The sequence below is a fragment of the Pseudomonas sp. IPO3749 genome (genome assembly GCF_013386605.1).
Classification (GTDB): domain Bacteria; phylum Pseudomonadota; class Gammaproteobacteria; order Pseudomonadales; family Pseudomonadaceae; genus Aquipseudomonas; species Aquipseudomonas azotoformans_A.
This window is the reverse complement of record NZ_JACARN010000078.1, coordinates 1-24,228: the sequence shown is the minus strand read 5'-3', so window position 1 is coordinate 24,228 and position 24,228 is coordinate 1. Positions and strand designations below refer to the sequence as shown.

Genomic DNA, 24,228 nt, shown 5'->3' with positions numbered 1-24,228 from the left:
GTTATACATAGATCTAAATTGAATAAATGAAATACTTGGAAACGGCAAAGCCCCGGCCTGCGGGGGCTGGCGCAAAGGCGTTGTTTTTGAATGCCTTTCAGGCATAAGAAATATTCAGTAAAGGCATTGATCAGGCAGGGCTGTTTGCACACAAATCAAGCAGTTGACGTTGTAGGCTTTGCCCAGCCGCACCCAAGCCACTGCGGCCATACAACGCCAGACGCACGCCTTGCACCCTGGGCAAGCCGCTGTCCGGGCCCAGCACGCTATGCCCTGCCTGTACGACGCGACGGGGCAACAAACTGATACCCAACCCCGCCGCCACCGCCGAACACACGCTCGCCAGGCTCGCGCTGGAGTACCCGATGCGCCAGCGCCAGCCGCCCACTTCCAGGTGTTGCAGCATTTCATTGCGGTACAGGCCGCCTACGGGAAATGCCACCAACGGCAAAGGGTCACGCCCCAGGGACGGCGTGCTGCGGCTGTCCACCCAGCACAAGGGCTCCGGCCATGAGGCCAGGCAGTCGTCGCTGTCGCCCATCTGCTTGACCAACAACACGTCGAACTCTCCGCTGCGGTACTGGCGCTGCAACTCGGGGCCCAGGCCGCTGGTGACTTCCAGGCGCACCCTTGGAAACGCCAGTACAAAGGCCGAGAGCAGCGGCATGAGGCGTTCGGAGGCAAAGTCCTCCGGCACACCCAGGCGCAACACGCCGTCGCTTTGCTGGCTGATCAACACGTCGGCGGCTTCTTCATGCAGCGCCAGGATGCGCCGCGCATAGGCCAGCAAGCGCTCGCCTTCCGCCGTAGCGACCACGCGGCGCTGATCGCGGTCGAGCAACTGACACGCCACCGCCTCTTCCAGGCGGCGGATCTGCTGGCTGACCGTAGATTGGGTCAGGTGCAGACGCTCGGCGGCGCGGGTGAAATTGCCGCAATCCACTACGGCGACAAAACTGCGCAACAACACAGGATCGAACATGGCAGTCACCATTGCGTTTGCCACTGGTTGGCATGGTTATATTTAATTTCAGAATACCCTGACGGCTGCCCATACTTCACCCTCCATCCTGCCCAGAGGGATCTCCATGAGCGACGATCAACACCTGCAGCGCGCCATCCAACTCGCCCGGACCAACGTTGCCAACGGCGGCCGGCCGTTCGGCGCGGTATTGACGCAAAACGGCAACGTGCTGATTGAGGCGGTCAACGAGATCCACCTGAGCCAAGACCCCACCGCCCACGCCGAATTGTTAGCGATCCGCGCTGCCAGCCAGCAACTCGGTACACGCTTGGATGGCTGCGTGATCTACGCCAGCGGCCAACCCTGCCCGATGTGCCTGAGCGCCATGTATCTGTGCGGTGTGGAACGGGTGGTGTTTGCCGCCAGCAACGAAATGGCCGAGCCCTTTGGCCTGTCGACAGCGGCGATCGGGCAGCAGGTGGGCCTGCCAGTGAGCGAGCAGCGCCTGCCGATCCAGCATCTGCCGGATGCGGCCATGACCACGCTGTACCAGCACTGGAAAAACCTGCATGCCCCTGAATAAATCCCTCGCTGGCTGGGGCCTGTTGGTGGTCCTGGGCCTCAACCTGCGGCCGATCCTCAGCTCCATCAGCCCGTTGCTCGGTGAGATTCGCCTGGCCACGGGCTTGAGTTTCCAGAGCAGCGCCCTGCTCACCAGCCTGCCCGTGGTGTGCATGGGCCTGGTGGCGCTGGTGGGCGTGCGGGTTGAAGCGCAGCTGGGCGAGCGGCGCGGCATCGCCCTCGGCCTGATGATGATTCTGCTGGCGTGCCTGGCCCGTTGGCTGATGGGCCAGGGCTCGACGCTGCTGGTGACCGCGTTGCTCGGCGGTGCGGGTGTCGCGTTGATCCAGGCGTTGGTGCCGGCGATGATCAAGCGCGAATTTCACCACCGCGTGCCGGTGGCGATGGGGGTTTACTCTGCCTCGCTAATGGCCGGTGGTGGGCTGGCGGCGCTGATCAGCCCAGTGGTGGCCACGCATTTTCAGCGGTGGGAAGCCGGGCTCGGTGTGTGGTTGCTGCCGGCCTTGGCCGCGCTGTTGTTGTGGGCCTGGTTGCCACTGGGCGCGGCAAAAAGCGCGAACGTCATCCCCGCCTTCAAGGGTCTGCGCAATCGCCGTGCGTGGCTGCTGGCGCTGTATTTCGGCCTGGTGAATTGCGGCTACATGAGCATGGTCGCGTGGCTGCCGGCCTACTACCAGCAACTGGGTTGGGGTGTGCTGCCCAGTGGCTCGCTGCTGGCCTTCATGACCATCTTCCAGGTGATCGCAGCACTGTTGATGCCGGTACTGGCGCAACGCGGGATCGACCGGCGGCCGTTGCTGTGGATCAGCCTGCTGGCCCAAACCATTGGCTATCTCGGCCTGTTGATGGCGCCGTTACAGTTTCCCCATCTGTGGGTGGCGCTGTGTGGCTTCGGCCTGGGCGCGTGTTTTGCCCTGAGCCTGCTGCTGACCCTCGACCACCACCGCGACCCGCGCCAAGCCGGGCAACTGGCGGCGTTCGTGCAGGGCGTGGGCTTTTTGATCAATGCGATTTCGCCGTGGCTGACCGGTTGGCTGCGTGAACTCACCGGCAGTTTTGTCAGTGCCTGGGTGGTGCTGACGGTGACAGCGGTGGCGATGCTGGTGGTGACCCGGGTATTCAGCCCCGCCACTTACCGCACGGCGCCCGCTCTATAGATATGCATTTAAGATCTAGATAAAACAATAATGCTTCATTGACGGAATAAGCAACCCCCTTAAAATCCCGGTTCCCCTACAGGATGCCGGGCACACCATGGACCTTCGCCAACTGCGCTACTTCATCGCGCTCAACGAGCACCGCAGTTTCGTGCGCGCGGCGGACGCCATGGGCATCACGCAGCCGGCGTTCAGCCGCAGCATCCAGGGGCTTGAGCAAGAGTTCGGCTGTGTGCTGGTGGACCGTGCGAACAAAGACCTGCGCCCCACTCCCGAAGGCCAGGTGGTGTTGCAACACGCATTGAGCCTGGTGCAAGGCGCGGCGTTGCTGAGCCATGAAGTCACGCGCATGACCAAACTCGATGCGGGCGAAGTGCGCTTGGGCAGCGACGCCGTGGCTGCCGTGAACCTGGTGCCCCAGGCGATGGCGCGCTTTGTCTCCACCTACCCCAAGGTGCGCACTGCCTTGCAGGTTGATAACTGGGAGAAACTCGGGCGCAGCCTGAACCGTGAAGAGATCGAGTTCTTTATCGCCGACGTGCGTCACTTCGAGGCTGACCCGAACTTCCAGACCCAGGCCCTGACGCCTCGGCGCAGCGTGTTTTTCTGCCGCGCCGGACACCCGCTGCTGGCCAAGGACAGCCTCTCCACCAACGACTTGTTCGGCTACCCGCTGGCCACGCCGCTGATTGCGCCCGGCATTCGCAAACTGCTGGCCAACCTCAGCGGACGTATCGACTTTGCACCCGCCATCGAGCTTGAACAGTTCGCGGCGCTGGCCACCATCGTGCGGCAATCCGACGCCATCGGCCTGGGTGCCGAGGAGGCTTTCGTCGAGGCATTCGCCAGTGGCCAATTGCAGGTCCTGCACTGGCGCAATCTGCCGCACGCGTTGGACAGCCTCAGCAACCGTTGCGGGGTGATCAGCCGCGCTGGGGTGCGTTTGTCGCCTGCGGCGAAGGCGCTGATCGAAACCCTGCTGGCGGTGGAAAACCCAGCCGGTTGGCCCGCGCAAACGTCCCGAAATCATTGAAGCGCACGCCCATCTCCGCCATCACCTTGTGCGCCACCTTGGCCGTCATCTGGCGGATGTAGAACGGTTCCTTCACCACAAAATGGTGGATGCCGTGGGTACTGCCGAAGTTAAAGCAGAACGCCTGCAGCGGCCACATCCACCAGGGGTTCAATACCTGGGTCTGCTGGATCACGTTGCCCAGTTCCACATCGCCGTAGTAGTGCATGTTGGAGCTGACAAAGTGCAGGCAAAAGGTGCGCAATACGTTAGGGCCGATGATCACCACGGCGGCGATATCGATCACTTGCATCATCTGCAAGGTGCCGGCAGACCACACGATGGGCGCACCGAACAGACTGGCGACGCCATTGGCAGCATGAAAACCGAGGAACACATACCACGCCCCCCAATGCAGCAGCGCCAGCGGCGCGTACACCAGCAGCGAGCGCTTGAGGATCGCCAGTTTATGCTTCCAGGTCTTGGCCCGCAGGATGCGGATGAAGGCCGACATCACGTTATCCCCAACCATCAACAACCGCGCAAAGCCCCAGGGCTCACCGTTGGTGATGGCGCGCTCTTCCATATCGGTCTCGGTGCCGGAGACCTTGTGATGGTTGAGGTGCAGGTGGCGGCGCACCCACGGGTTGATCGTACTCGGCCGCGCCAGCCACACCAGGCCCATCATCAGGTTGTGGGGCAGACGCTGCTTGCGAAAATACATGCTGTGGATCAGGTCGTGTTCCAACTCATGGGTCAGTGAAGCCAGGAACGCGTTCAGCAACAAGCACACCCACCAGGCCATATGGCCCGTGATATAGAGCACCGCCGAGCCCAGCATGCCGAGCAGCGCAAACGCCAGGATGCCCGCGCCCAACGCATCCTGATGCAGCAACCAAGGGTGTTGCTGGCGCAGGCGCACGCCTTCGGCCAGCACCACTTCACGGATATGCGCCGAGCGCTGTTGTGCGTTCATCTGTTGGGGACTTGCAGAAGTACCGTCCATGCTCCCATCCTCTTGTGTATTGATGCGCCCATCCTGCCCCAAGCGATCTGGCAGGACGCTAGCCCCGGACGCCAACCTGTTGACCGCAAGCGCCAATCGTCATGACCGAACCCACTTCCCTCGCCAGCTGGACCCGCGCCCTGCGCAAGCAGCTCGATGCCTTGGGCCTCGACAGCGCCGCGTTGTGCCAGCAAGCCGGGCTCGACCCGCAGCAGATGGACGATCCCAACGCCCGCTACCCGCTGTCGGCCACCACGCGTCTGTGGGAATTGGCGGTGCAGGCCAGTGGTGATCCGGCGATTGGGCTGCGGGTGTCGCGATTTGTCAGCCCCACCACCTTTCATGCGCTGGGGTATGCGCTGGTGGCCAGTGGCAGCTTGCGGGAAGTGTTCGAGCGCATCGTGCGTTATCACCAGGTGGTCAGTGATGCCCTGACGCTGGAGCTGAGTCGCGAGGGGGAGCGTTATCGCTTTCGCCTGCTGCAACCGCCGGACAGCCCGGCACCGGCGTTCGAGGCCATCGATGCGTTTGCGGCGATTTATGTGCGTACCTGCCGCAATCGCCTGGGCCGCGACTATGCGCCACTGGCCGTGTACTTGCGGCGCCCGGAGCCGCTCGATCCAAAGCCCTGGCACACGGTGTTTCGCGCGCCGGTGTTTTTTGGCGCTGAAGAGGACCGCCTGGAGTTCGCCGCCCAGGATTTCGACAGCCACCTGGACGATGCCAACCCCGAACTGGCTGAACATAACGAAACCGTGCTCAAGCGCACCCTCGCCCAACTGCAACCGCTGACGTGGGAGCGCAAGGTACGCCGCGTGATCGAAGCGCAATTGCCCGACGGTGAGCCGAGCGCAGAGCGCGTTGCCCAGGCGCTGCACCTGAGCCTGCGCAGCTTGCAGCGGCACCTGGCGGATGAGGGGTGCCGGTTTGATGCGCTGCTCAATGAGTGCCGGGAGAACCTGGCGCTGTTGCACCTGCGTGACCCGCAGTGTTCATTGGCCGAGATCAGTCACTTGCTCGGCTTTGCCGACACCAGCAGTTTCAACCGCGCGTTCAAACGCTGGACGGGGATGACGCCGGGGCAGTTCAGGGATGGGTTACGGTAGGTGGATTTGCGGTATTCGTGATGGCCCCATCGCGGGCAAGCCCGGCTCCCACAGGGGAATGCATTCCAAATGTGGGAGCGGGCGTGCCTGCGATGGCGGTGGTCCAGGTATTGAAGATGCCGGATCAATCAGCGCCCACGGTCACGCCGCAACAACTTCTTTACCCGCGCCACCAAGGTTTTGGCTTCAAACGGCTTGAGCAAGTAATCATCCTCGTGCAATTCCAACCCGCGCAGACGATCCTCGATCCCTTCCGGGGTCGTCAAGAACAACACCGGCGTCTCACCCTTCTTGCGAATCGCCTGCTGCAACTTCCAGGCATTCAGCCCCGGCAACATCACATCGAGGATCACCAAGTCATAGTCAGTGCTTTCCACAAACCGCTGGGCTGCCATGCCATTGGCTGCGACTTCCACCGCGAAGCCGGCCTCACTCAAGCCCTGGGCCATGAGTTGCGCTAATTTCGGCTGGTCTTCCACTAACAACACCTGCATGCCTACCTCTTGGTTCATTACAAACCTGTAATCGAATTGTTCGGCTTTTGACCGAGAGCGCTGGCTAAGGTAGCGGCCTGCTTTCTGGAGCCGTTCCCATGTACCGCAATGCCCTATTCTTGAGCTTCGCCATCAGCGCCAGCGTCCTGGCGGCACCCGCCCTACCGCGCCACGCCGACCTCGATTTGCACACCGCACGCCAATTGGCAGACGCCGGCCTCGCGCAGTGCACGGCGGCACTTACCGTACTCGACCGGGGCGGCAATCTATTGCTGAGCCAGCGGGCCGACGGCGTAGGCCCGCACAACAGCATCGCCAGCCAACGCAAAGCGTACACGGCGTTGTCGACAAAAACCCCCACCCGGTTGTTTGCCGAACGCGCCCGCAACAACCCCGAGGCCGCCAACCTTAACAGCTTGCCCGAGTTGCTGTTGCTCGGCGGCGGCGTGCCGCTGTTCGCCGACACTGAACTGGTGGGCGCGCTGGGCATTGCCGGTGCCGGCGGTGCCGAGCAGGACGAAGCGTGCGCGGTAAAGGCGGCCAATCAACTTGGCCTGACAATCACCCCTTGAGGAAACTTCGATGAAAACCCTGACTATGACCCTTGCCGCCCTCGGCCTCAGCGGCCTGAGCAGCCTGGCCCTGGCGGCCGCAAACCCCTTGAGCGTGCACGTCTTGAACCTGGAAAACGGCCTGCCGTCTGCCGGCGTCAGCGTCACCCTGGAGCAACACGTAGGCGATCACTGGCAGTCGCTGGCCGAAGGTGTCACCAACCAGCAGGGCCGCATCGCCGAACTGTTTCCGGCCAACCAAGCCATGACACCGGGTGAATACCGTGTGGTATTCAAGACCGGTGACTACTACAAAAAGGCTAATCGCGAGACATTTTTCCCGGAAGTCCCGGTGATATTCGAGGTCAAGCAGGCCGACCAGCACTACCACATCCCGCTGCTGCTGAGCCCTTACGGCTTTTCTACATATCGCGGTTCCTAGCCGGCCCCCGCGGCCTGCCGCAAGCGTGGCGGGTCGAGCACTTCAATCGCGCCGTAACTCAGCTTGATGATCCCCTGTTGCTCTAATGCCTTGAGCAAACTGTTGGTGGTCTGGCGCGACAGGCTCAACATCGCGGCCAAATCTTCCTGGGGCAGTTGCAAGACGCGACGGGAGTGCTCTATCTCGCCGTACCCGCCGGCAATCATCAGCAGCCGGTGGGCGATACGCGTCGACGCCGGCATCAGGCTCATCTGTTCGATATTGATCAGCGACAGGCGCAACTTCTGGCTCATCAACAACGCCATGTCGCGCCAATACGCCGGGTTTTGCTCAAGGATCTCAAGCATCGCCGATTGCGGTACCTGCAACAGCGTGCACGGCCCAACCGACAAGGCATCGTGGGTACGCGGCAAACCGTCGAACAGGCAGATCTCGCCGAACCAGTACGGCGTTTCAACCACGCTCAACACGGCTTCCTTGCCCTGCGCATTGACCGCACTGACACGCACCGCCCCCTCCAATACCGCATACACCCCACAGGGCGGATCACCGCGCCGGAACAGGTATTGTCCCGCCGTCAGCTGCCGCAGCCGAGCCGCCGCCAGCAAACTATCCTGTAGCTGTATAGGCAGGTGGCTGAACCACTGGCCAGCGGCCAATCGGGCATGCCATGTCGCCGCAATCATGAGAACTCCAGAGATTGTCGCCCAGTTGACAGTCAGTCGCTGGCTGACGGGAGATGATCAAGCATCCTACAGGAGGAACAACAATGAAAAGCCTCGTCGATCACCTCAGTCAATACGCCGCCTACCACCGCGACCCGCGCAACATCGCCAGCCACTTTATCGGCATCCCGCTGATTGTTGTTGCGGTGGCCGTGCTGCTGTCCCGCCCGGAATGGGCTGTCGGTGGGCTGTGGATCTCACCGGCCGTTCTTCTCGCGCTGTTTTCGGCGTGGTTCTACTTGCGCCTGGAGTTGGTACTGGGCGTGCTGATGACGGTATTGATGGGCCTGTCGGTATGGGCCGGGCATGTGCTGGCGGCACAGAGCACACTGGTGTGGCTCAGCAGCGGCATTGGGATGTTTGTGGTGGGTTGGGTGATTCAGTTCGTCGGGCATTACTACGAAGGCAAGAAGCCGGCGTTTGTGGATGACGTGGCGGGGCTGATCGTGGGGCCGTTGTTTGTGGTGGCGGAGTTGGCGTTTCTGCTGGGGCTGCGGCATGCGCTCAAGCAGCAGATTGAAGACCGGTCAGGGCCCATGGCACGCCGCGATCTAAAGCTTAGTAAGGTCTGAATGTGGGAGCGAGCAAGCCCGCTCCCACAGTTTGATCCCATTCCACATTTAGCGTGGTGGCGGGTTCTTAGGCTTTTTGCCAAACCTTGGGCTTGAAGAACAGCGTCTCGCCGCGTGCAAGATTGGTCAGGCTGTCGTGGTCTTTCACCACTTCAGCCTCGATCAGCTCGCTCTGGCCTTCGACCTTCAAGGTCACACGCGTGGTCGCGCCCAGCGGGCGAATATCACGCACTTCAGCCGCGTGATGGTCTTCCAGCTCATGCCGTGACAGCGACACTTCGTGGGGACGGAACAGCACGTGTTTGTCTTCGCCCAGGTGCAGGCGGTTCGAGTCACCCAGGAAGTGATAGACGAAATCGCTGGCCGGGTTCTCGTACACGTCACCCGGTGAACCGATCTGCTCGATCACGCCCTTGTTCATCACCACGATGCGGTCGGCGACTTCCATGGCCTCTTCCTGGTCGTGGGTCACGAACACCGAAGTCAGGTTGATGTCTTCGTGCAGGCGCGCCAGCCAGCGGCGCAGTTCTTTACGCACCTTGGCGTCGAGGGCGCCGAAGGGTTCGTCCAGCAGCAGCACTTTGGGTTCCACCGCCAGGGCGCGGGCCAGGGCGATACGTTGGCGCTGGCCACCGGACAGTTGTTCCGGGTAGCGATCCGACAGCCAATCCAGCTGCACCATATTCAGCAGCTCATGCACCTTGACCGCGATCTGGCTTTCGCTCGGGCGCTGGTTCTTCGGTTTCATGCGCAGGCCGAACGCCACGTTGTCGAACACGGTCATGTGGCGGAACAACGCATAGTGCTGGAACACGAAGCCGACGTTGCGATCACGCACGTCGTGGCCGGACACGTCTTCACCGTGGAACACGATGCTGCCGTCATCCGGGGTTTCCAGGCCGGCGATGATGCGCAGCAAGGTGGTCTTGCCGCAGCCGGACGGGCCCAGCAACGCCACCAGCTCGCCACTCTGGATGTCCAGGTTGATGCTGTTCAGGGCCTTGAAGGCGTTGAAGTTCTTGCTGACATTACGGACTTCGATCGACATGACTTATTCCTCAGCCGCACCGGCGCGCAGGCGGTTTATACGGTTCTCGCTCCACTGCTTGAGCAGCAGGATGAAGAGCGCCAGGATCAGCAACAGACTCGCCACCGCAAACGCGGCAACGTGGTTGTATTCGTTGTAGAGAATCTCGACGTGCAGCGGCAGGGTGTTGGTCACGCCGCGAATGTGGCCGGACACCACCGACACCGCGCCGAACTCCCCCATGGCCCGTGCGGTACACAGCACCACGCCGTAGATCAAACCCCATTTGATGTTCGGCACGGTCACATGCCAGAACATCTGCCAGCCATTCGCACCGAGCAGGCGCGCGGCCTCTTCTTCCTGGGTGCCCTGCTCCTGCATCAGCGGGATCAGTTCACGGGCCACGAAGGGCACGGTGACGAAGATGGTTGCCAGCACAATGCCGGGCAAGGCGAACACGATCTGGATGTCATGGTCCTGCAGCCACGGGCCAAAGAAGCCCTGGGCGCCGAACATCAGCACATAGACCAGACCGGCGATCACCGGCGACACCGAGAAGGGCAAATCGATGAGCGTCACCAGGATGCTTTTGCCACGGAACGAGTATTTGCTCACGCACCAGGCGGCGCTGACGCCGAATACCAGGTTGAGCGGCACCGAAATTGCCACGGCGATCACCGTGAGCTTCAGCGCCGACAACGCGTCGGGCTCAAGGATCGCGGTAAAAAACGCGCCGAGGCCATTCTTCAAACCTTGTGTCACCACGATCAGCAGTGGCAACAGCAAAAACAGCGCAAACACCAGCCAGCCAAGGCCGATCAGGATACGTCGCGATGCAGCACTGCCACGACGGGCGGCGTTGGCCGAGGACGCGGCGGAAATAGACGATTGGGACATGTTCCGCGCCTCCTTATGGACGTTCGATGCGCCGCTGCAGCAAGTTGATCAGCAGCAGCAGGACAAAGGAAACCACCAGCATCAACACGCCGATGGACGTGGCGCCGCGGTAGTCGTATTGGTCGAGCTTGACCATGATCAGCAGCGGCAGGATCTCGGTTTTCATCGGCATGTTGCCAGCGATGAAGATCACTGAACCGTACTCACCGACGCCACGGGCGAACGCCAGGGCGAAACCGGTCAACCAGGCGGGCAGCAACGCGGGCACCAGGATATGACGGAACACCTGCAACGGCTTGGCGCCCAGGCAGGCGGCGGCTTCTTCGACTTCCCGGGGGATATCGGCCAATACCGGCTGCACCGTGCGCACCACAAACGGCAGCGTGACGAAGGTCAGCGCCAGGGTGATACCCAACGGGGTGTAGGCGATCTTGAAGCCCAGGTCGGCGGCGAACTGGCCAACCAGGCCGTTAGGCGTGTACAGCGCGGTCAGCGCGATACCGGCGACAGCAGTGGGCAAAGCGAACGGCAGGTCGATCATCGCATCGATGACCTTGCGGCCGGGGAAGGTGTAGCGCACCAGCACCCAGGCCAGCAGCGTACCGATCACGCCGTTGATCAACGCGGCATACAGCGCGGTGCTGAAGCTCAGTTGCAACGCCGCCAGCACGCGTGGTGCGGAGATGATGTTCCAGAACTGATCCCAGGTGAGTTGAGCGGCGTGTACAAACATCGCCGCGAGGGGGATGAGTACGATCAGGCTGAGGTACACCACGGTGTAGCCCAGCGTCAGCCCGAAGCCGGGTATGACGGGGGAGATACGACGCGACATAAGAGTCCTTGGTTAAGGGAACTGACACACAAAACCCGCAGGTGAATGCGGGCTCTGTGGGCGGGTTGTTGCTCGGCTTACTGCGCGGTGTAAATCTGGTCGAACACGCCACCGTCGTTAAAGAATTTCGGCTGGGCAGTTTTCCAGCCTCCGAAGTCTTTGTCGATAGTCACCAGGTCCAGTTTCGGGAACTGCTGGGCGTATTTGGCGGCCACTTTTGCATCGCGTGGGCGGTAGAAGTTCTTCGCCGCAATCTCCTGGCCAGCCGGGCTGTACAGGTGTTTCAAGTATTCAGTGGCGATTTCGGTGTTGCCCTTTTTCTCGGCGTTCTTGTCGACCACGGCCACTGGCGGCTCCGCGAGAATCGACAGGGAAGGCACGACGATATCGAACTTGTCGGCGCCGCCGTCTTCTTTCAGGGCCAGGAACGCTTCGTTTTCCCAGGCCAACAACACGTCACCCTGACCGTTGTTGACGAAAGTGATGGTTGAACCGCGAGCACCGGTGTCCAGCACAGGTACGTGCTTGAACAGTTCTTTCACGTATTCCTGGGCCTTGGCTTCGCTGCCACCGGTTTTCAGGCCGTAGGCCCAGGCGGCGAGGAAGTTCCAGCGCGCACCGCCGGAGGTTTTCGGGTTCGGGGTGATCACGGACACGTCTTTCTTGATCAGGTCGCCCCAATCCTTGATGCCTTTAGGGTTGCCCTTGCGCACCAGGAACACGATGGTCGAGGTGTACGGGGTGCTGGCGTCCGGCAGGCGGGTCTGCCAGTTTTCCGGCAGGGTCTTGCCCAGCTTGGCGATTTCGTCGATGTCACCGGCCAGGGCCAGGGTGACCACGTCGGCGCGCAGGCCGTCGATCACCGCGCGGCCTTGCTTGCCCGACCCCCCGTGGGATTGCTGGATCTTGACGTTGTCGCCGGGGTGGGACTGTTTCCAGAAGTTGGTGAACTCAGCGTTGTAGTCCTGGTACAGCTCACGGGTCGGGTCGTACGAGACGTTGAGCAACTCGTAGTCCTTGGCAACGGCGGAACCTGCAAACACGGCGCTGGCCAGGGCGGCCAGGGCATAACGGCGAATCGACGACATAGAAGCTCCTGAAATTCTGGGGTGTTGGCTTTTTCTTATTAAGTGCGGGTCTATCGCCGTTACTGCTTAGCTCGGTTTGTTACCCGGGTTCTGCAAACGGAATTTTTCTTTGCGTTCGATCTGTACCACTTGCGCGTTGTGCACAGTGATTTCCACCGCGCCAAACCGCAGATCGCGCAGGGCGCTCTGGATCTCACGCAAAATGGCTGCTTCGTCCTGGCCGTCGACGCTACGTAGAGATGCGCTCATGGTCTCGCTCCTGAAATGAATAGTGCCTCGCAGTGGCGGCACTGCTTGCGGCGTGAGAGCGATAGTAGATAAGCGCGGATATTCTTAAAAATACTATTTAAGAATGTTTATATAACCAGAAAGAATTTTCTGGTGGGGCGTGGGGTTGCGTGCAGATTTTTTGAGATGCCGCTGAAATTAAGCCTTGAAAAGATCCAAATGTGGGAGCGGGCTTGCTCGCGAATGCGGTGGGTCAGCCAGCACAGGTGGCGACTGGTACACCGCATTCGCGAGCAAGCCCGCTCCCACATTCTGGCCACATTTCAATTCTGGATTGGAGGGGCTCGGTTCCAGTCGATTTCACTCGCCGGCATCGGCCGGCCAAACCAATACCCCTGCCCCATATCGCAATCCTGCTCCAACAGAAACCGCGCCTGTTCAACCTGCTCGATCCCCTCGGCATGCACCTGCATGCCCATGCTTTTAGCGAGGGCGATCACCACGCGCACGATGGCCGCGTCATCTTCGTCCCAGGGCAGTCCGGCAACAAAGCCCTGGTCGATCTTGAGCTTCTGCACCGGCAGCCGCTTGAGGCGCAGCAGTGACGAATAACCCGTACCAAAATCATCGATCGCCAGGCGCAGCCCCAACTCCCGCAGACGGTGCATCTGCTCCAGCGCGACCTCCGGGTCTTCCATCACCGCGCTCTCGGTGACCTCCAACTCCAGGAAGGCCGGATCCAGGCCCGTGTCATGCAGCACCTGGGCGACCTGTTCATACAGCTCACGCCGCGCAAACAGACGGCTGGACACATTGATGGCGATAAAACTCAGCGGGGCGCCATCAGCCAGCCATTGGCACATCTGCCGACACGCCTGGTCCATCACCCAGGCATCGATTTCGGCAATCAACCCGGTGCGCTCGGCGATCGGGATAAATTCGCCCGGCGGCACAAGGCCGCGTTCCGGGTGCTGCCAGCGCACCAGCGCTTCGACGCCGATCAGACGGCTACTGTGCAGGTCGTGCACGGGTTGGTAATAGACGCAGAGCTCCTGCTGTTCGAGGGCGCGGCGCAGCTCGCTGGCGACTTCCACGCGATTCTGCGCGTGGGCGGTCAGCTCCTCGGTGTACAAGGCGTAGCCTTCGCGCCCGGCGCTCTTGGCCTTGAACAGCGCAGAATCGGCGTTACGCAGCAACTGCTCGGCGCTCAGCGCGTCGTTGGGGAACAGGCTGATGCCAATGCTCGCGCTGATAAACAGCTGGTGGCCATCAAAGATAAAGGGCTGTTTCATCGCGTCCAGCATGCGCTGCGCCAGGCCCGCCGCCTGGGCCACCTGTGGACAACTTTCCGCCAGCACCGCGAACTCATCTCCCCCCAGTCGGGCCAGGGTCACGCCAGGGCCAAACAGCGCCTTGAGGCGTTCGCCCACCAGCTTGAGCAACTGGTCACCGACGTTATGGCCCAGGCTGTCGTTGATGATCTTGAAGTGGTCCAGGTCCAGCAACAGCAGGGCGCAACCGCGCTTGTGGATCTGCGCCGAGGCCAGCGCCTGCTCGGCGCGGTCGGTGAACAGCAAGCGGTTGGGCAGGTCGGTCAGCGGATCGTGGTGCGCGAGGTGGGCCAGTTCGTGCTCGGAGTCCTTGATGGCGCTGATGTCGGAAAACACCGCGACGTAATGGCTGACCTGCCCTTGGTCATCGTGAATGACCCGAATCGTCTGCCACTGTGGATAAATCTCACCGCTTTTACGGCGGTTCCATATTTCACCGCTCCATTCGCCGGTGCGCTCCAGGCTCTGGAACATCTGTTGATAGAAATTCGACGAATGGCGACCGGACTTGAACAGGCTGGGCTGATGCCCCATGACATCTTCGCGGCTGTAGCCGGTGATTTCCATGAACGCCCGGTTGACGTGCACGATCAGCCCCTGTGCGTCGGTGACCAACACGCCTTCGCGGGTGCAATCGAACACGGCGGCGGCCTGGCGCAGGCGTTCACGGTTTTCTTTCAGGGGCTGTTGCAGCTGGTTGGCCCGGGCAAACCGGGCGCATATCAGGTAAATCGCCAAGGCGCTGAGGGCCACCCACACGTAGCCGCGCACCTGCAGCCAGTGGTTCAACTCACTCGGGTTATCGAGAAACTCGATCAATACGCGCTGAGTGACGCCGATCCACAGAACGGAAACCAGCAGGTATACCAGCCCCGCACGCAGGGCACCTCGGTATGAAAACAGCATATGGTCAGTAATCCTTACCAAAAAAACAGAATCGCCCTACAAAGGCTGCGGATTATAGAATAAGAAACATCCAGTCACTCCTATCTGAAAGGGCGGCTGGTTTTCTCTGTAGGCTTAGTGATAATGCGTGAGCTGTTCTTTTCTTTATCTGAGGGCCATACAGCCTATGTGGTACAACGGTTTTCTTGACCTGTCAGCCTGGCAACTGGTGGCGGTCACTCTGTTGATGACCCACGTGACCATCGTTGCGGTCACAGTCTATCTGCATCGCTATTCCGCCCATCGCTCCCTGGAGCTCAATGCCGGGCTGAAACACTTCTTCCGCTTCTGGCTGTGGCTGACCACGGCGCAGAACACCCGCGAGTGGACTGCCATCCACCGCAAGCACCACGCCAAGTGCGAAACCGTCGACGACCCGCACAGCCCGGTCATCAAGGGCCTGTCCACCGTGATGCGCAAAGGCGCCGAGCTGTACCGCGCCGAGGCCGAAAACCCCGAGACGTTGCGCATCTACGGCAAGAACTGCCCGGAAGACTGGATCGAACGCAAAATCTACACGCCCTACCCGTTGCTGGGCGTGGCGATCATGGGCGTGATCGACCTGCTGCTGTTCGGCACCATCGGCATTACCATCTGGGCGATCCAGATGATGTGGATTCCGTTCTGGGCCGCCGGCGTGATCAACGGGCTGGGCCATGCCGTGGGTTATCGCAATTTCGAATGCCGTGACGCGGCGACCAACCTGGTGCCGTGGGGCATCATCGTCGGTGGCGAAGAGCTGCATAACAACCATCACACCTACCCCAACTCCGCCAAGCTGTCGGTGAAGAAGTGGGAATTCGACATGGGCTGGGCCTGGATCAAAGTGTTCAGCTTCCTGCGCCTGGCCAAGGTGCAACGCGTCGCGCCCATCGCCCACCGCGTGGAAGGCAAGGGCCACCTGGACATGGACACCGCCATGGCGATTCTCAACAACCGCTTCCAGATCATGGCCCAGTACCGCAAGTTGGTGATCGGCCCACTGGTCAAGCAGGAGCTGGAAAAGGTCGATCACTCCGTTCGCCACCAATTCCACCGCGCCAAGCGCCTGCTTTCGCGAGAAACCAGTTTGCTGGATGACCGCCACCATGTGCGTATCCAGAGCATGCTGGAACACAGCCAGGCGCTGAAAGTGATTTACGAAAAGCGCTTGGCGCTGCAGCAGATCTGGCTCAAGACCAGTTCCAATGGCCACGATATGCTGGCGGCCATCAAGGAATGGGTACATGAGGCCGAGGCCAGCGGCATCCAGTCCCTGCGGGATTTTGCTCACCAATTGAAGACTTATTCGCTGCGTCCTGCGGCGGTCTGATGGTGCGGTGGGAGAGCTTGCTCTCCCACCTATCAGCTTTTTGGCGTCATTTACCGGGCACCGGCAATCGGTCCTGTTGACGGAACTTCACTGCAATTACCCTCTCTCAATGAACACTTCGCCATCATGGTGGCCCCTTGTAGCGACCGCTGTTCCAGCCTGCGGCGCGCCCAGAGAGAGTTGTGCCGATGGTTCACGAAAATCCCTACTTGCCCGATCCGCCCACCGCTGAACATCCGCGCCCGGCTGCCGCTGCAACCCTGTTGGCACTGGTGCATGCCCAGGGTGAAGTCGAACGGTTGAGCGAACGTGAGCAACTGCTGAGTTCGATGCTGGTAAGCGTGAACGCCGTGCTGTGGGCCATCGACTGGGAAACCCGCCGCGTGCTGTACGTGAGTCCGGCCTATGAACGCGTTTTTGGCCGTTCCGCCGGCCTGCTGCTGGCTGATCATCGGGAGTGGCGCAACAGCATTCACCCCGAAGACCTCGACTACGCCGAACACAGCCTGGCCCGCGTGCTGGAACAAGGCGCCGTGGAGGATCGCGAGTACCGCATCATCACCGCCGACGGGCAGATCCGCTGGTTGAGCGACAAGTGCTACATCAACCAGCAGGTCGAACCCGGCGAACCGTTGATCGTGGTGGGCATGGCCGAGGACATTACCGAAAAGAAACAGATGGAGCTGGAGCTTCATCGCCTGGCCACCACCGATGTGCTGACCCAGAGCAGCAATCGCCGGCATTTCTTCGAATGCGCCAACCAGGCCTTTGACACGGCCTGTGCCCAAGGGGCGCCGCTGGCCTTCCTGCTGCTGGACATCGATGACTTCAAGGACGTCAACGACACCTACGGCCACCTGGAAGGCGACCAAGTATTGCGCCGTATCGCCGAGAGCGGTCGCGGGGTATTGCGCCGTGGCGACCTGTTCGGGCGCATTGGCGGCGAAGAATTCGCCGCCGTACTGCCCGGCTGCGCACCGGAGATGGCCTTGCAAGTGGCTGAGCGGCTGGGCAAAGAGATCCAGGCGCTGGGTTTCAGCTATGAGGGCCAGGCGTTCAATGTGACCATCAGCCAGGGTCTGGCCAGCCTCACCGAGCAAGACTCGACCCTGGACAGCCTGTTCGCCCGCGCCGATGCGGCGATGTACGAGGCCAAGCGCCTGGGCAAAAATCGCGTCGTTGCGGGCTGACGCTACGCCTTGCGGATCCGCGTCAGCTCCGCCAAGCCGACCTTGAGCAATCGCGCAGTCTTGCCCCTGGCCAGCTCTTCCAAGCCTTCATGTTCCGTCAAACGCGCCATCTGCGCCGCCAGGTTCACCACCAATGCATCCCTGGCATACACACCGCCCTCCAACGAATAAATCGCCGCGATCAATTGGCGCAGTTCCAGCGGCAAACGCCAACGCGTGCGCAGTGCCGAACCGTAGGCGGCGCCAAAGGTGTAGAGCGATTCACCAATCGCTTCGTCATCCAGCGCACCGCCGCCCTGGCGCCAGTCTTCCAGGCAGCGCAACAGCGCCAGGTCACCAAGCCGGTGGAGGATACCGGCGCTGTAACAGCGTTCGTGGTCCAGCTCCAACATGCGTGCCAACCGCCGAGCGTAGTCGGCGGTGTCCTGGGACAATTGCCAGTGGCGCTCGGCATAGGCCACCAGGGCCGGGTCACCCAGCACCACGTTGTGCTTGAGCGCCAGACCAAGAATCAAGTTCATGCTTTGCCCCGGCACCAGCTTTTGCAAGGCAGCAGGCAGGGTTTGCACGGGGTTGCCGTGATGGCCGGCGCTGTTGGCGGCGGCGATCAGCACGGCGGTGATTTGCGGGTCCATGCGCACCTGGTCTTCCAGGCGCTTGAGTTCCAGGCCTTCGGGCCCGAGGCTGTGTTGCACGGCGGCTTTCACATCGACGCGCAAGGGTGCGCCATCGGACGCTTCGCGGCGGCGCTCAAGGAACACCGGCAAGGTTATGCCCGGTGACAGCGGCGCAATCTCGCAGTACACCGTTTCGCCTTCATTGAGCAGCAGGTCTTGCAGGCGCTGGGTCAGGCCTTCCATATTCAGGGGTTTGGTCAAGTACGCCGTGGGTGCCAGGGGCAAGGCTTCGCGCACGCTGGCGCTGTCGTTGCGACTGCTCAGCAGAATGAACGGCAACGCGGGCGAGCGGCGCTTCTGGCGCACGCTGCGCAGCAGACTCAAGCCATCGATGCCCGGCAGCTCCCAATCGGCCAGGATCAGGTCGTAGGCTTTCTCTCGCAGCAACGTCGCCGCCTGTTGACCATCGGCACACACATCCAGCCGCGCGTCGCAGCGCACATTCAACAACACTTGCTTGAGCAGGTCCCGTGACCAGGGGTCCGCCTCGGCAATCAACACGCGGGGTACAGCGGGTAAATCAACAGCAGTCATCCAGCACGCTCCATCGGCAATGCTGCAACCTTAGACAATGCAGACGCCTGCGTACAATGAACAGGGCCTGAATGTGCGGAAATGGGCATAAAAAAACCCGCCGAAGCGGGTTTTTCCTGTCGATCAGGTCAGCCTCCGCTTACAGCTCGGAGAAGCACTCTTCGATGATCGCCAGGCCTTTGTCCAACTGCTCGTCCGGCGAGGTCAGCGGGACCAGCACGCGCAACACGTTGCCGTAGGTGCCGCAGCTCAGCAAGATCAGGCCCTTGTCACGCGCCTTGGCCACCACGGCGGCAACGGCAGCGGCGTTTGGCTTGTGGCTGTCGCCACCTTCGAACAGCTCGACCGCGATCATTGCGCCCAAAGCGCGCACTTCGCCGATCACCGGGTACTTGGCCTGGATAGCCTTCAGACCAGTCACCAGACGCTCGCCGACAGCCTTGCAGCGGTCCAGCAGGTGCTCTTCTTCGAACACTTCCATCACGGCCAGGGCCGCGGCGCAAGCGATCGGGCTACCGGCGTAGGTGCCGCCCAGGCCGCCTGGCGCGATGGCGTCCATGTACTCGGCCTTGCCGCACACACCGGCCAGCGGGAAGCCGCCAGCGATAGACTTGGCGAAGGTGGTCAGGTCGGCGGCAACGCCCATCTGCTCCATCGCGAAGAAGGTGCCCGTACGACCGGCACCGGTTTGCACTTCGTCAGCGATCAGCAGGATGCCGTGCTTGTCGCACAGTTCACGCAGGCGCTTCATGAAGGATTTAGGCGCGACGTAGAAACCGCCTTCGCCCTGCACCGGCTCGATGATGATGGCCGCGATATCACGCGGCTCGGCATCGTTCTTGAAGATGCGTTCGATGCTGGCGATGGAATCGTCGTCGCTCACGCCGTGCAGTTCGTTCGGGAACAGCGCGCGGAACACGCCGCCTGGCATCAGGCCCATGCCAGCGGAATAAGGCACGACTTTACCGGTCAGGCCCAGGGTCATCATGGTGCGGCCGTGGTAGGCGCCGGTGAACGCGATCACGCCAGCACGGCCGGTGGCGGCGCGGGCGATTTTCACGGCGTTTTCGACAGCTTCGGAACCGGTGGTGACCAGCAGGGTTTTCTTGGCGAAATCACCTGGGACCTTGGCGTTGATTTTTTCGCACAGTTCCACGTAAGGCTCGTAGGCCAGTACCTGGAAGCAGGTGTGCGTCAGCTTGTTCAGTTGCTCGGTCACGGCCGCGATGATTTTCGGGTGCACGTGACCGGTGTTCAGCACGGCGATACCGCCGGCGAAGTCGATGAACTCGCGACCTTCAACGTCGGTCACGGTGGCGTTCTTCGCGGATTCGGCGAAGATCGGGTGAATCTGGCCAACACCGCGCGGGACAGCGGCTTCGCGGCGTTTCATCAGGGATGCGTTGGTCTTGCTCATAAAGTCCTCATTCGCCACTCATCGGGTGGCGTGGTCCAAGGAATACGTGGCGGGGAGGCAACTGCGGCAGCATGCGATGATCGACTGCCACAGCGTTCCCGGCCACTACGAATAACGGGATGAAACACGCAAAGGGTCAGCGCTCTCGTGCCCTCTGCGTTTACTGCAATGCCTTGCCGGACGGATTAGATGCCCAGGCAGAGGTATTTGATTTCCAGGTAATCCTCGATCCCGTACTTGGAGCCTTCACGACCCAGGCCCGAGGCCTTGATGCCGCCGAACGGCGCCACTTCGTTGGAGATCAACCCGGTGTTGACGCCGACCATGCCGTATTCCAGGGCTTCAGCCACACGGAACACACGGCCCAGGTCACGGGCATAGAAGTAGGAGGCCAGGCCGAACTCGGTGTCGTTGGACATCGCGATCACCTCGGCTTCGTCCTTGAAACGGAACAGCGGCGCCAGCGGGCCGAAGGTTTCTTCCTTGGCGACGGCAGCGTCCTTCGGCACGTCGACCAGGATAGTCGGCTCGAAGAAGTTGCCTTCCATCACCTTGCCACCGGCCAACAGCTTGGCGCCTTTGCTCAAGGCATCAGCAATGTGTTCCTGTACCTTGGCCACAGCTTTTTCGTCGATCAGAGGGCCAGTGGTCGTGCCGTCTTCCAGACCGTTACCGATCTTCAACTTGGCCACGGCCACTTTGAGTTTTTCGGCAAAAGCGTCGTACACCGAATCCTGAATGTACAGGCGGTTGGCACAGACGCAGGTCTGACCGTTGTTGCGGTACTTGGAAATGATCGCGCCTTCGACGGCCTTATCCAGGTCCGCGTCGTCGAACACGATGAACGGCGCGTTGCCACCCAGCTCCAGGGAGACTTTCTTGATGTCCTTGGCGCATTCGGCCATCAGTTGGCGACCGATTTCGGTCGAGCCGGTGAAGGACAATTTACGCACGATCGGGTTGCTGGTCAGCTCACCGCCGATGTCGCCGGCGCTGCCGGTCACCACGCTCAGCACGCCTTTTGGGATACCGGCACGGTGCGCCAGCTCAACCAGGGCCAGGGCCGAGAAGGGAGTTTGCGAAGCCGGCTTGATCACCATGGTGCAACCGGCGGCCAGGGCCGGGCCGGCTTTGCGGGTGATCATCGCGGCCGGGAAGTTCCACGGGGTGATCGCAGCGGTCACGCCAATCGGCTGCTTGATCACGATCAGGCGCTTGTCGGGCTGGTGGCCAGGGATTACGTCGCCATAGATGCGCTTGGCCTCTTCGGCGAACCACTCGATAAAGGAAGCGGCGTAGACGATTTCGCCCTTGGCTTCGGCCAGTGGCTTGCCTTGCTCAAGGGTCATCAGGCGACCGAGATCGTCCTGGTTTTCGATCAGCAGTTCGAACCAGCGGCGCAGCTTGTTGGCGCGCTCCTTGGCGGTCAGTGCACGCCAGGCCGGCAGCGCCTTGTCGGCGGCTTCGATGGCGCGGCGGGTTTCAGCGGCGCCCATCTTTGGCACGGTGCCGAGGATCTCGCCCGTGGCAGGGTTGTTGACCTTGATCGTTTGACCGTTGTCCGCATCGACCCAAGCGCCATCGATAAAGGCTTGCTGGCGGAACAACTGGGCATCTTTAAGCTGCATGTCGGCTTTCCTTAACAGCACCGCGCGCACGCGGAGCGAATTAGAGTTGTTGAAAGGCGCCTTGTGGGCTGCCGTCAGGGAAATCAGCCCCAGCGCGCAAAAGGAGTGAAAGCGCACGCGGGAGACAGAGCGTTTGAAATCTCAAACGAATCCTAGGATCAATGGGGGTACAGGGCAATAGTCTGTTCGAAAAAAAGAACGAAAACGACGCATCTATCGGATTTATCTGATCAGCGTAGATGGATCGGGTTCCTGCGCCCTGATCGGTGGTGCCCGGCTTAGGGCCTCTGTACGGCAAATTCCTACACGTGAACGCCCAAAGACCAGCATGGACGCCCAAGGTCGACATGGGTATGATGTCGCCCGCACAAGCATCCGTAGCTCAGCTGGATAGAGTACTGCCCTCCGAAGGCAGGGGTCGTGGGTTCGAATCCCGCCGGGTGCACCATCTTCTTTCCCTTATATTACAAGGGGATAGCGCTCCTGACAGAAACCTGTCCTAGTCCTGAAAGTCGTTTTTGCCACAAATTTGCCACACTTAAACGTGGCGGGAATGGTCGAAATGGCAACAATCAGGAATCGCGGCGAGTATCAGTGGGAAGCGCAAATCCGCCGTAAGGGCTATCCGGCCCAGCGCAAAACCTTCGAAACCAAATTCGATGCCCAAGCCTGGGCACGCATGATCGAAAGCGAAATCGACCGGGGTATTTTTGTGTCTCGGGTTGAGGCTGAACGCACTGCCTTTCATCAACTCATTGATCGCTATATCTCTGAGATTGCTCCGAAGCACAAAGGCGCGTACTCGGAAATCAAACGTCTGGAAGCGCTTAAGCGTCATCCATTGGCAACACGTATCGTTGCCACCCTCACCTCTTCAGATTTTGCACGCTACCGTGACGAGCGCCTGAAGATCCGGAAGGGCAATACGGTTAAGCGCGAACTCGCATTGTTTCAATGCGTGATTGAGGTGGCTCGCCGCGAATGGGGCATTCATCTGGCCGAGAATCCAGTCAGGATGGTCAGCCGCCCCAGCTACAACGACGAACGATCACGGCGGCTCGACCCAGTTGAAGAGCAATACATCCTCAACGCCCTTGAGCTTCGTGAGCGCCGTGCTGACGGCACCTATGCAGATGCATCGCACAATCCTTGGATACGGCCCATCGTTCAATTGGCGATTGAAACCGCTATGCGCCGTGGCGAGATTTTCGAACTGCGCTGGAAGCACGTAAACCTAGATCGCAGAACCGCGCACCTGCCCGCAACCAAAAACGGCCTGCCCAGAACCGTCCCACTTTCGCCGAAGGCTATCCAGCTGTTGAAGGACTTGCCGCGCTCGCTGTGCGGTCGAGTCTTTCCCACAACGGCTGATGCGCTCAAGAAGGCTTTTGTGCGGGGTCTGGAGCGTGCGAGGCTGAAATACTTGGCCGATTGCGGGGCTGCGCGGTTAATTCCTCAGGAAGACTTCCTGATCAATCTGCGCTTTCACGATCTGCGGCATGAAGCGACCTGTCGGCTTGCGACCAAACTGCCGAATCTGATCGAGCTTGCGAGCGTGACGGGGCATCGAGAGGTGAACATGCTGAAGCGGTATTACAACATTACTGCGGAGGAGTTAGCGGCGAAGCTGGCATGAATATTAGCCATTAATAAAATTGATAACGAAGAGGCCTACCGGACTACTCTTGAGTTTTAGAAAGCTCTGGCAGGCATTAAAACTTCTTAATAAAATACGCAACATCTTGCATATAATATGTGAGCGCTTCACGTGTAGCAGACTCCTCACGACCCATACCAAAAGCAACTCGAAGAACCTTAGCAAACCTGTCTTCTTTCGTAGTAGTGGTGTATCCAATACTCACTTTATTTGCAATATGGGCATGACCATACAAGTCCATCGCCTTTAGCAAAAGTGACTCTAAGCACTCAACCTTTTGAAAAAGGGGCGGGTATGCAAGCGTACAGTTCGACGAGAGCAAAGCTTTAAGAGATCGCTTGTCGCCAGTGGTCAAGATATATGAATGATTCGCACGATAAAGGCTATCAGCATGCAAAAAAAGTTCTAATTCGCCATCATCAACCCCATCAACTCGTGAAAGGGCTTCAAGCAAATCGATATTTTCGTTAGCCTCTCCGAGCCGCTGACAAGACTGTACCAATCCTGCAAGACGGTCGAAGGCTGCGTGATTCCCCAGGCGCATTTCATAGCATTTTTGAGGATTATTTAGATAAAGAGAATATGGCGCAGCCCCCCACAACAAAACAATCGCTCAGCCCGCACTGAAGACATTGAGTGCCTCATCAACGAGATTACATTGGGCAAGCATTATTAGAATGTCGTTGTCAGAGAGCAGAATCATTTATGCAATAAGATTCCGCAGTAGGTGCTCTGCATCAGGATCAAGTTCGGGCAAATGCTCAAATACTTTACCTGTTACTACTGACTGATCCGAAATACCTGAACCGAGTATATTCGCAGCCACGACATAAAGGGCTCTTCGCATTTAAGGG

24 protein-coding genes and 1 tRNA gene are annotated in these 24,228 nt (G+C 60.3%); 11 read left to right on the top strand and 14 right to left on the bottom strand.

Features of this window, described 5'->3' with window-relative positions:
• Window positions 1-130: 130 nt before the first annotated feature.
• Window positions 131-982: a LysR family transcriptional regulator gene (locus HX812_RS26820; protein WP_033898878.1), complete on the bottom strand. Its 852-nt coding sequence runs from the start codon at window positions 980-982 to the stop codon at window positions 131-133.
• Window positions 983-1,088: 106 nt separating this feature from the next.
• Between HX812_RS26820 and HX812_RS26815 the strand changes: the two genes are divergently transcribed.
• From HX812_RS26815 to HX812_RS26805, 3 genes are all read left to right on the top strand, one after another.
• Window positions 1,089-1,547: a nucleoside deaminase gene (locus HX812_RS26815; RefSeq protein ID WP_038850320.1), complete on the top strand. Its 459-nt coding sequence runs from the start codon at window positions 1,089-1,091 to the stop codon at window positions 1,545-1,547.
• Entirely contained in the window at window positions 1,534-2,703 is a 1,170-nt protein-coding gene (locus HX812_RS26810; RefSeq protein WP_038850319.1) for a CynX/NimT family MFS transporter, read from the top strand. The genes HX812_RS26815 and HX812_RS26810 overlap by 14 nt, the downstream gene beginning before the upstream one ends.
• Before the next feature lie 97 nt (window positions 2,704-2,800).
• On the top strand, window positions 2,801-3,736 hold the full coding sequence (locus HX812_RS26805) for a LysR family transcriptional regulator (RefSeq protein ID WP_080642450.1): 936 nt from the start codon (window positions 2,801-2,803) through the stop codon (window positions 3,734-3,736).
• Here the strand turns inward: HX812_RS26805 and HX812_RS26800 are convergent.
• Window positions 3,627-4,721 (bottom strand): fatty acid desaturase, encoded by a 1,095-nt coding sequence (locus tag HX812_RS26800; RefSeq protein WP_038850317.1) that lies wholly within the window; start codon window positions 4,719-4,721, stop codon window positions 3,627-3,629. The genes HX812_RS26805 and HX812_RS26800 overlap by 110 nt on opposite strands.
• Before the next feature lie 101 nt (window positions 4,722-4,822).
• Here HX812_RS26800 and HX812_RS26795 point away from each other — a divergent pair, with 101 nt between their 5' ends.
• On the top strand, window positions 4,823-5,827 hold the full coding sequence (locus HX812_RS26795) for an AraC family transcriptional regulator (RefSeq protein ID WP_038850316.1): 1,005 nt from the start codon (window positions 4,823-4,825) through the stop codon (window positions 5,825-5,827).
• A 128-nt stretch (window positions 5,828-5,955) separates the two neighbouring features.
• Here the strand turns inward: HX812_RS26795 and HX812_RS26790 are convergent, their stop codons facing one another.
• Complete coding sequence (locus HX812_RS26790; protein WP_038850315.1) at window positions 5,956-6,321, bottom strand: response regulator; 366 nt, start codon at window positions 6,319-6,321, stop codon at window positions 5,956-5,958.
• Between the two features lie 98 nt (window positions 6,322-6,419).
• On the opposite strand from HX812_RS26790, the gene HX812_RS26785 reads away from it, so the two are divergent.
• Complete coding sequence (locus HX812_RS26785) at window positions 6,420-6,893, top strand: heme-binding protein (RefSeq protein WP_038850314.1); 474 nt, start codon at window positions 6,420-6,422, stop codon at window positions 6,891-6,893.
• A 10-nt stretch (window positions 6,894-6,903) separates the two neighbouring features.
• Complete coding sequence (gene uraH, locus HX812_RS26780) at window positions 6,904-7,314, top strand: hydroxyisourate hydrolase (RefSeq protein ID WP_038850313.1); 411 nt, start codon at window positions 6,904-6,906, stop codon at window positions 7,312-7,314.
• On the opposite strand, the gene HX812_RS26775 is transcribed toward uraH, so the two are convergent.
• Window positions 7,311-8,000: a Crp/Fnr family transcriptional regulator gene (locus HX812_RS26775; protein ID WP_038850312.1), complete on the bottom strand. Its 690-nt coding sequence runs from the start codon at window positions 7,998-8,000 to the stop codon at window positions 7,311-7,313. The two genes, uraH and HX812_RS26775, sit on opposite strands and share 4 nt — an antisense overlap.
• An 83-nt stretch (window positions 8,001-8,083) precedes the next feature.
• On the opposite strand from HX812_RS26775, the gene HX812_RS26770 reads away from it, so the two are divergent.
• Window positions 8,084-8,611: a DUF962 domain-containing protein gene (locus HX812_RS26770; RefSeq protein WP_038850311.1), complete on the top strand. Its 528-nt coding sequence runs from the start codon at window positions 8,084-8,086 to the stop codon at window positions 8,609-8,611.
• A gap of 67 nt (window positions 8,612-8,678) precedes the next feature.
• Here HX812_RS26770 and HX812_RS26765 read toward each other — a convergent pair whose 3' ends face one another.
• The 6 genes from HX812_RS26765 to dibA form a co-directional block, all read right to left on the bottom strand.
• Window positions 8,679-9,659, bottom strand: coding sequence for a sulfate/molybdate ABC transporter ATP-binding protein (locus HX812_RS26765; RefSeq protein WP_038850310.1), 981 nt, complete (start codon window positions 9,657-9,659; stop codon window positions 8,679-8,681).
• Window positions 9,660-9,662: 3 nt separating this feature from the next.
• Window positions 9,663-10,535 (bottom strand): sulfate ABC transporter permease subunit CysW, encoded by an 873-nt coding sequence (gene cysW / locus HX812_RS26760; RefSeq protein WP_038850309.1) that lies wholly within the window; start codon window positions 10,533-10,535, stop codon window positions 9,663-9,665.
• 13 nt (window positions 10,536-10,548) lie between these two features.
• Window positions 10,549-11,367: a sulfate ABC transporter permease subunit CysT gene (cysT, locus tag HX812_RS26755; RefSeq protein ID WP_016975029.1), complete on the bottom strand. Its 819-nt coding sequence runs from the start codon at window positions 11,365-11,367 to the stop codon at window positions 10,549-10,551.
• A gap of 77 nt (window positions 11,368-11,444) precedes the next feature.
• The gene (locus HX812_RS26750) at window positions 11,445-12,455 is read right to left on the bottom strand and encodes a sulfate ABC transporter substrate-binding protein (protein WP_028615255.1); all 1,011 of its coding nucleotides are present in this window, start codon (window positions 12,453-12,455) and stop codon (window positions 11,445-11,447) included.
• Window positions 12,456-12,521: 66 nt separating this feature from the next.
• The gene (gene oscA / locus HX812_RS26745; RefSeq protein ID WP_003170956.1) at window positions 12,522-12,704 is read right to left on the bottom strand and encodes a sulfur starvation response protein OscA; all 183 of its coding nucleotides are present in this window, start codon (window positions 12,702-12,704) and stop codon (window positions 12,522-12,524) included.
• 302 nt (window positions 12,705-13,006) lie between these two features.
• Window positions 13,007-14,920 carry a phosphodiesterase DibA gene (gene dibA, locus HX812_RS26740; protein WP_038846776.1) on the bottom strand — a complete coding sequence of 638 codons (1,914 nt, stop codon included), beginning with the start codon at window positions 14,918-14,920 and terminating at the stop codon, window positions 13,007-13,009.
• 166 nt (window positions 14,921-15,086) lie between these two features.
• Here dibA and desA point away from each other — a divergent pair, with 166 nt between their 5' ends.
• Together desA and HX812_RS26730 are read left to right on the top strand one after the other, a co-directional pair.
• Window positions 15,087-16,271, top strand: a complete 1,185-nt coding sequence (gene desA / locus HX812_RS26735; protein ID WP_033898911.1) for a delta-9 fatty acid desaturase DesA — start codon at window positions 15,087-15,089, stop codon at window positions 16,269-16,271.
• 188 nt (window positions 16,272-16,459) lie between these two features.
• On the top strand, window positions 16,460-17,461 hold the full coding sequence (locus HX812_RS26730; RefSeq protein WP_038846773.1) for a sensor domain-containing diguanylate cyclase: 1,002 nt from the start codon (window positions 16,460-16,462) through the stop codon (window positions 17,459-17,461).
• Between the two features lie 2 nt (window positions 17,462-17,463).
• Here the strand turns inward: HX812_RS26730 and HX812_RS26725 are convergent, their stop codons facing one another.
• The 3 genes from HX812_RS26725 to gabD all read right to left on the bottom strand — a co-directional run bounded on the left by HX812_RS26725 (window position 17,464) and on the right by gabD (window position 21,717).
• Window positions 17,464-18,672: an HDOD domain-containing protein gene (locus HX812_RS26725; RefSeq protein ID WP_038846771.1), complete on the bottom strand. Its 1,209-nt coding sequence runs from the start codon at window positions 18,670-18,672 to the stop codon at window positions 17,464-17,466.
• 139 nt (window positions 18,673-18,811) lie between these two features.
• Window positions 18,812-20,089 (bottom strand): 4-aminobutyrate--2-oxoglutarate transaminase, encoded by a 1,278-nt coding sequence (gene gabT, locus HX812_RS26720; RefSeq protein ID WP_033898922.1) that lies wholly within the window; start codon window positions 20,087-20,089, stop codon window positions 18,812-18,814.
• A 185-nt stretch (window positions 20,090-20,274) separates the two neighbouring features.
• Window positions 20,275-21,717, bottom strand: a complete 1,443-nt coding sequence (gabD, locus tag HX812_RS26715) for an NADP-dependent succinate-semialdehyde dehydrogenase (protein WP_028615249.1) — start codon at window positions 21,715-21,717, stop codon at window positions 20,275-20,277.
• A gap of 371 nt (window positions 21,718-22,088) precedes the next feature.
• Here gabD and HX812_RS26710 point away from each other — a divergent pair.
• Together HX812_RS26710 and HX812_RS26705 are read left to right on the top strand one after the other, a co-directional pair.
• Window positions 22,089-22,165: transfer RNA gene (locus tag HX812_RS26710), tRNA-Arg, on the top strand.
• A gap of 105 nt (window positions 22,166-22,270) precedes the next feature.
• A complete protein-coding gene (locus HX812_RS26705; protein ID WP_235165451.1) occupies window positions 22,271-23,353 on the top strand; it encodes a site-specific integrase in 1,083 nt (360 codons plus the stop codon).
• A 76-nt stretch (window positions 23,354-23,429) separates the two neighbouring features.
• Here HX812_RS26705 and HX812_RS26700 read toward each other — a convergent pair whose 3' ends face one another.
• On the bottom strand, window positions 23,430-23,918 hold the full coding sequence (locus HX812_RS26700) for a hypothetical protein (RefSeq protein ID WP_038846763.1): 489 nt from the start codon (window positions 23,916-23,918) through the stop codon (window positions 23,430-23,432).
• Window positions 23,919-24,228: the final 310 nt, after the last annotated feature.

Bases quoted from the DNA above. Each gene is read 5' to 3' on its own strand.
- HX812_RS26820 (WP_033898878.1), bottom strand. From the start codon at position 982: ATGTTCGATCCTGTGTTGTTGCGCAGTTTTGTCGCCGTAGTGGATTGC.
- HX812_RS26815 (WP_038850320.1), top strand. From the start codon at position 1,089: ATGAGCGACGATCAACACCTGCAGCGCGCCATCCAACTCGCCCGGACC.
- HX812_RS26810 (WP_038850319.1), top strand. From the start codon at position 1,534: ATGCCCCTGAATAAATCCCTCGCTGGCTGGGGCCTGTTGGTGGTCCTG.
- HX812_RS26805 (WP_080642450.1), top strand. From the start codon at position 2,801: ATGGACCTTCGCCAACTGCGCTACTTCATCGCGCTCAACGAGCACCGC.
- HX812_RS26800 (WP_038850317.1), bottom strand. From the start codon at position 4,721: ATGGACGGTACTTCTGCAAGTCCCCAACAGATGAACGCACAACAGCGC.
- HX812_RS26795 (WP_038850316.1), top strand. From the start codon at position 4,823: ATGACCGAACCCACTTCCCTCGCCAGCTGGACCCGCGCCCTGCGCAAG.
- HX812_RS26790 (WP_038850315.1), bottom strand. From the start codon at position 6,321: ATGCAGGTGTTGTTAGTGGAAGACCAGCCGAAATTAGCGCAACTCATG.
- HX812_RS26785 (WP_038850314.1), top strand. From the start codon at position 6,420: ATGTACCGCAATGCCCTATTCTTGAGCTTCGCCATCAGCGCCAGCGTC.
- uraH (WP_038850313.1), top strand. From the start codon at position 6,904: ATGAAAACCCTGACTATGACCCTTGCCGCCCTCGGCCTCAGCGGCCTG.
- HX812_RS26775 (WP_038850312.1), bottom strand. From the start codon at position 8,000: ATGATTGCGGCGACATGGCATGCCCGATTGGCCGCTGGCCAGTGGTTC.
- HX812_RS26770 (WP_038850311.1), top strand. From the start codon at position 8,084: ATGAAAAGCCTCGTCGATCACCTCAGTCAATACGCCGCCTACCACCGC.
- HX812_RS26765 (WP_038850310.1), bottom strand. From the start codon at position 9,659: ATGTCGATCGAAGTCCGTAATGTCAGCAAGAACTTCAACGCCTTCAAG.
- cysW (WP_038850309.1), bottom strand. From the start codon at position 10,535: ATGTCCCAATCGTCTATTTCCGCCGCGTCCTCGGCCAACGCCGCCCGT.
- cysT (WP_016975029.1), bottom strand. From the start codon at position 11,367: ATGTCGCGTCGTATCTCCCCCGTCATACCCGGCTTCGGGCTGACGCTG.
- HX812_RS26750 (WP_028615255.1), bottom strand. From the start codon at position 12,455: ATGTCGTCGATTCGCCGTTATGCCCTGGCCGCCCTGGCCAGCGCCGTG.
- oscA (WP_003170956.1), bottom strand. From the start codon at position 12,704: ATGAGCGCATCTCTACGTAGCGTCGACGGCCAGGACGAAGCAGCCATT.
- dibA (WP_038846776.1), bottom strand. From the start codon at position 14,920: ATGCTGTTTTCATACCGAGGTGCCCTGCGTGCGGGGCTGGTATACCTG.
- desA (WP_033898911.1), top strand. From the start codon at position 15,087: ATGTGGTACAACGGTTTTCTTGACCTGTCAGCCTGGCAACTGGTGGCG.
- HX812_RS26730 (WP_038846773.1), top strand. From the start codon at position 16,460: ATGGTTCACGAAAATCCCTACTTGCCCGATCCGCCCACCGCTGAACAT.
- HX812_RS26725 (WP_038846771.1), bottom strand. From the start codon at position 18,672: ATGACTGCTGTTGATTTACCCGCTGTACCCCGCGTGTTGATTGCCGAG.
- gabT (WP_033898922.1), bottom strand. From the start codon at position 20,089: ATGAGCAAGACCAACGCATCCCTGATGAAACGCCGCGAAGCCGCTGTC.
- gabD (WP_028615249.1), bottom strand. From the start codon at position 21,717: ATGCAGCTTAAAGATGCCCAGTTGTTCCGCCAGCAAGCCTTTATCGAT.
- HX812_RS26705 (WP_235165451.1), top strand. From the start codon at position 22,271: ATGGTCGAAATGGCAACAATCAGGAATCGCGGCGAGTATCAGTGGGAA.
- HX812_RS26700 (WP_038846763.1), bottom strand. From the start codon at position 23,918: ATGCGCCTGGGGAATCACGCAGCCTTCGACCGTCTTGCAGGATTGGTA.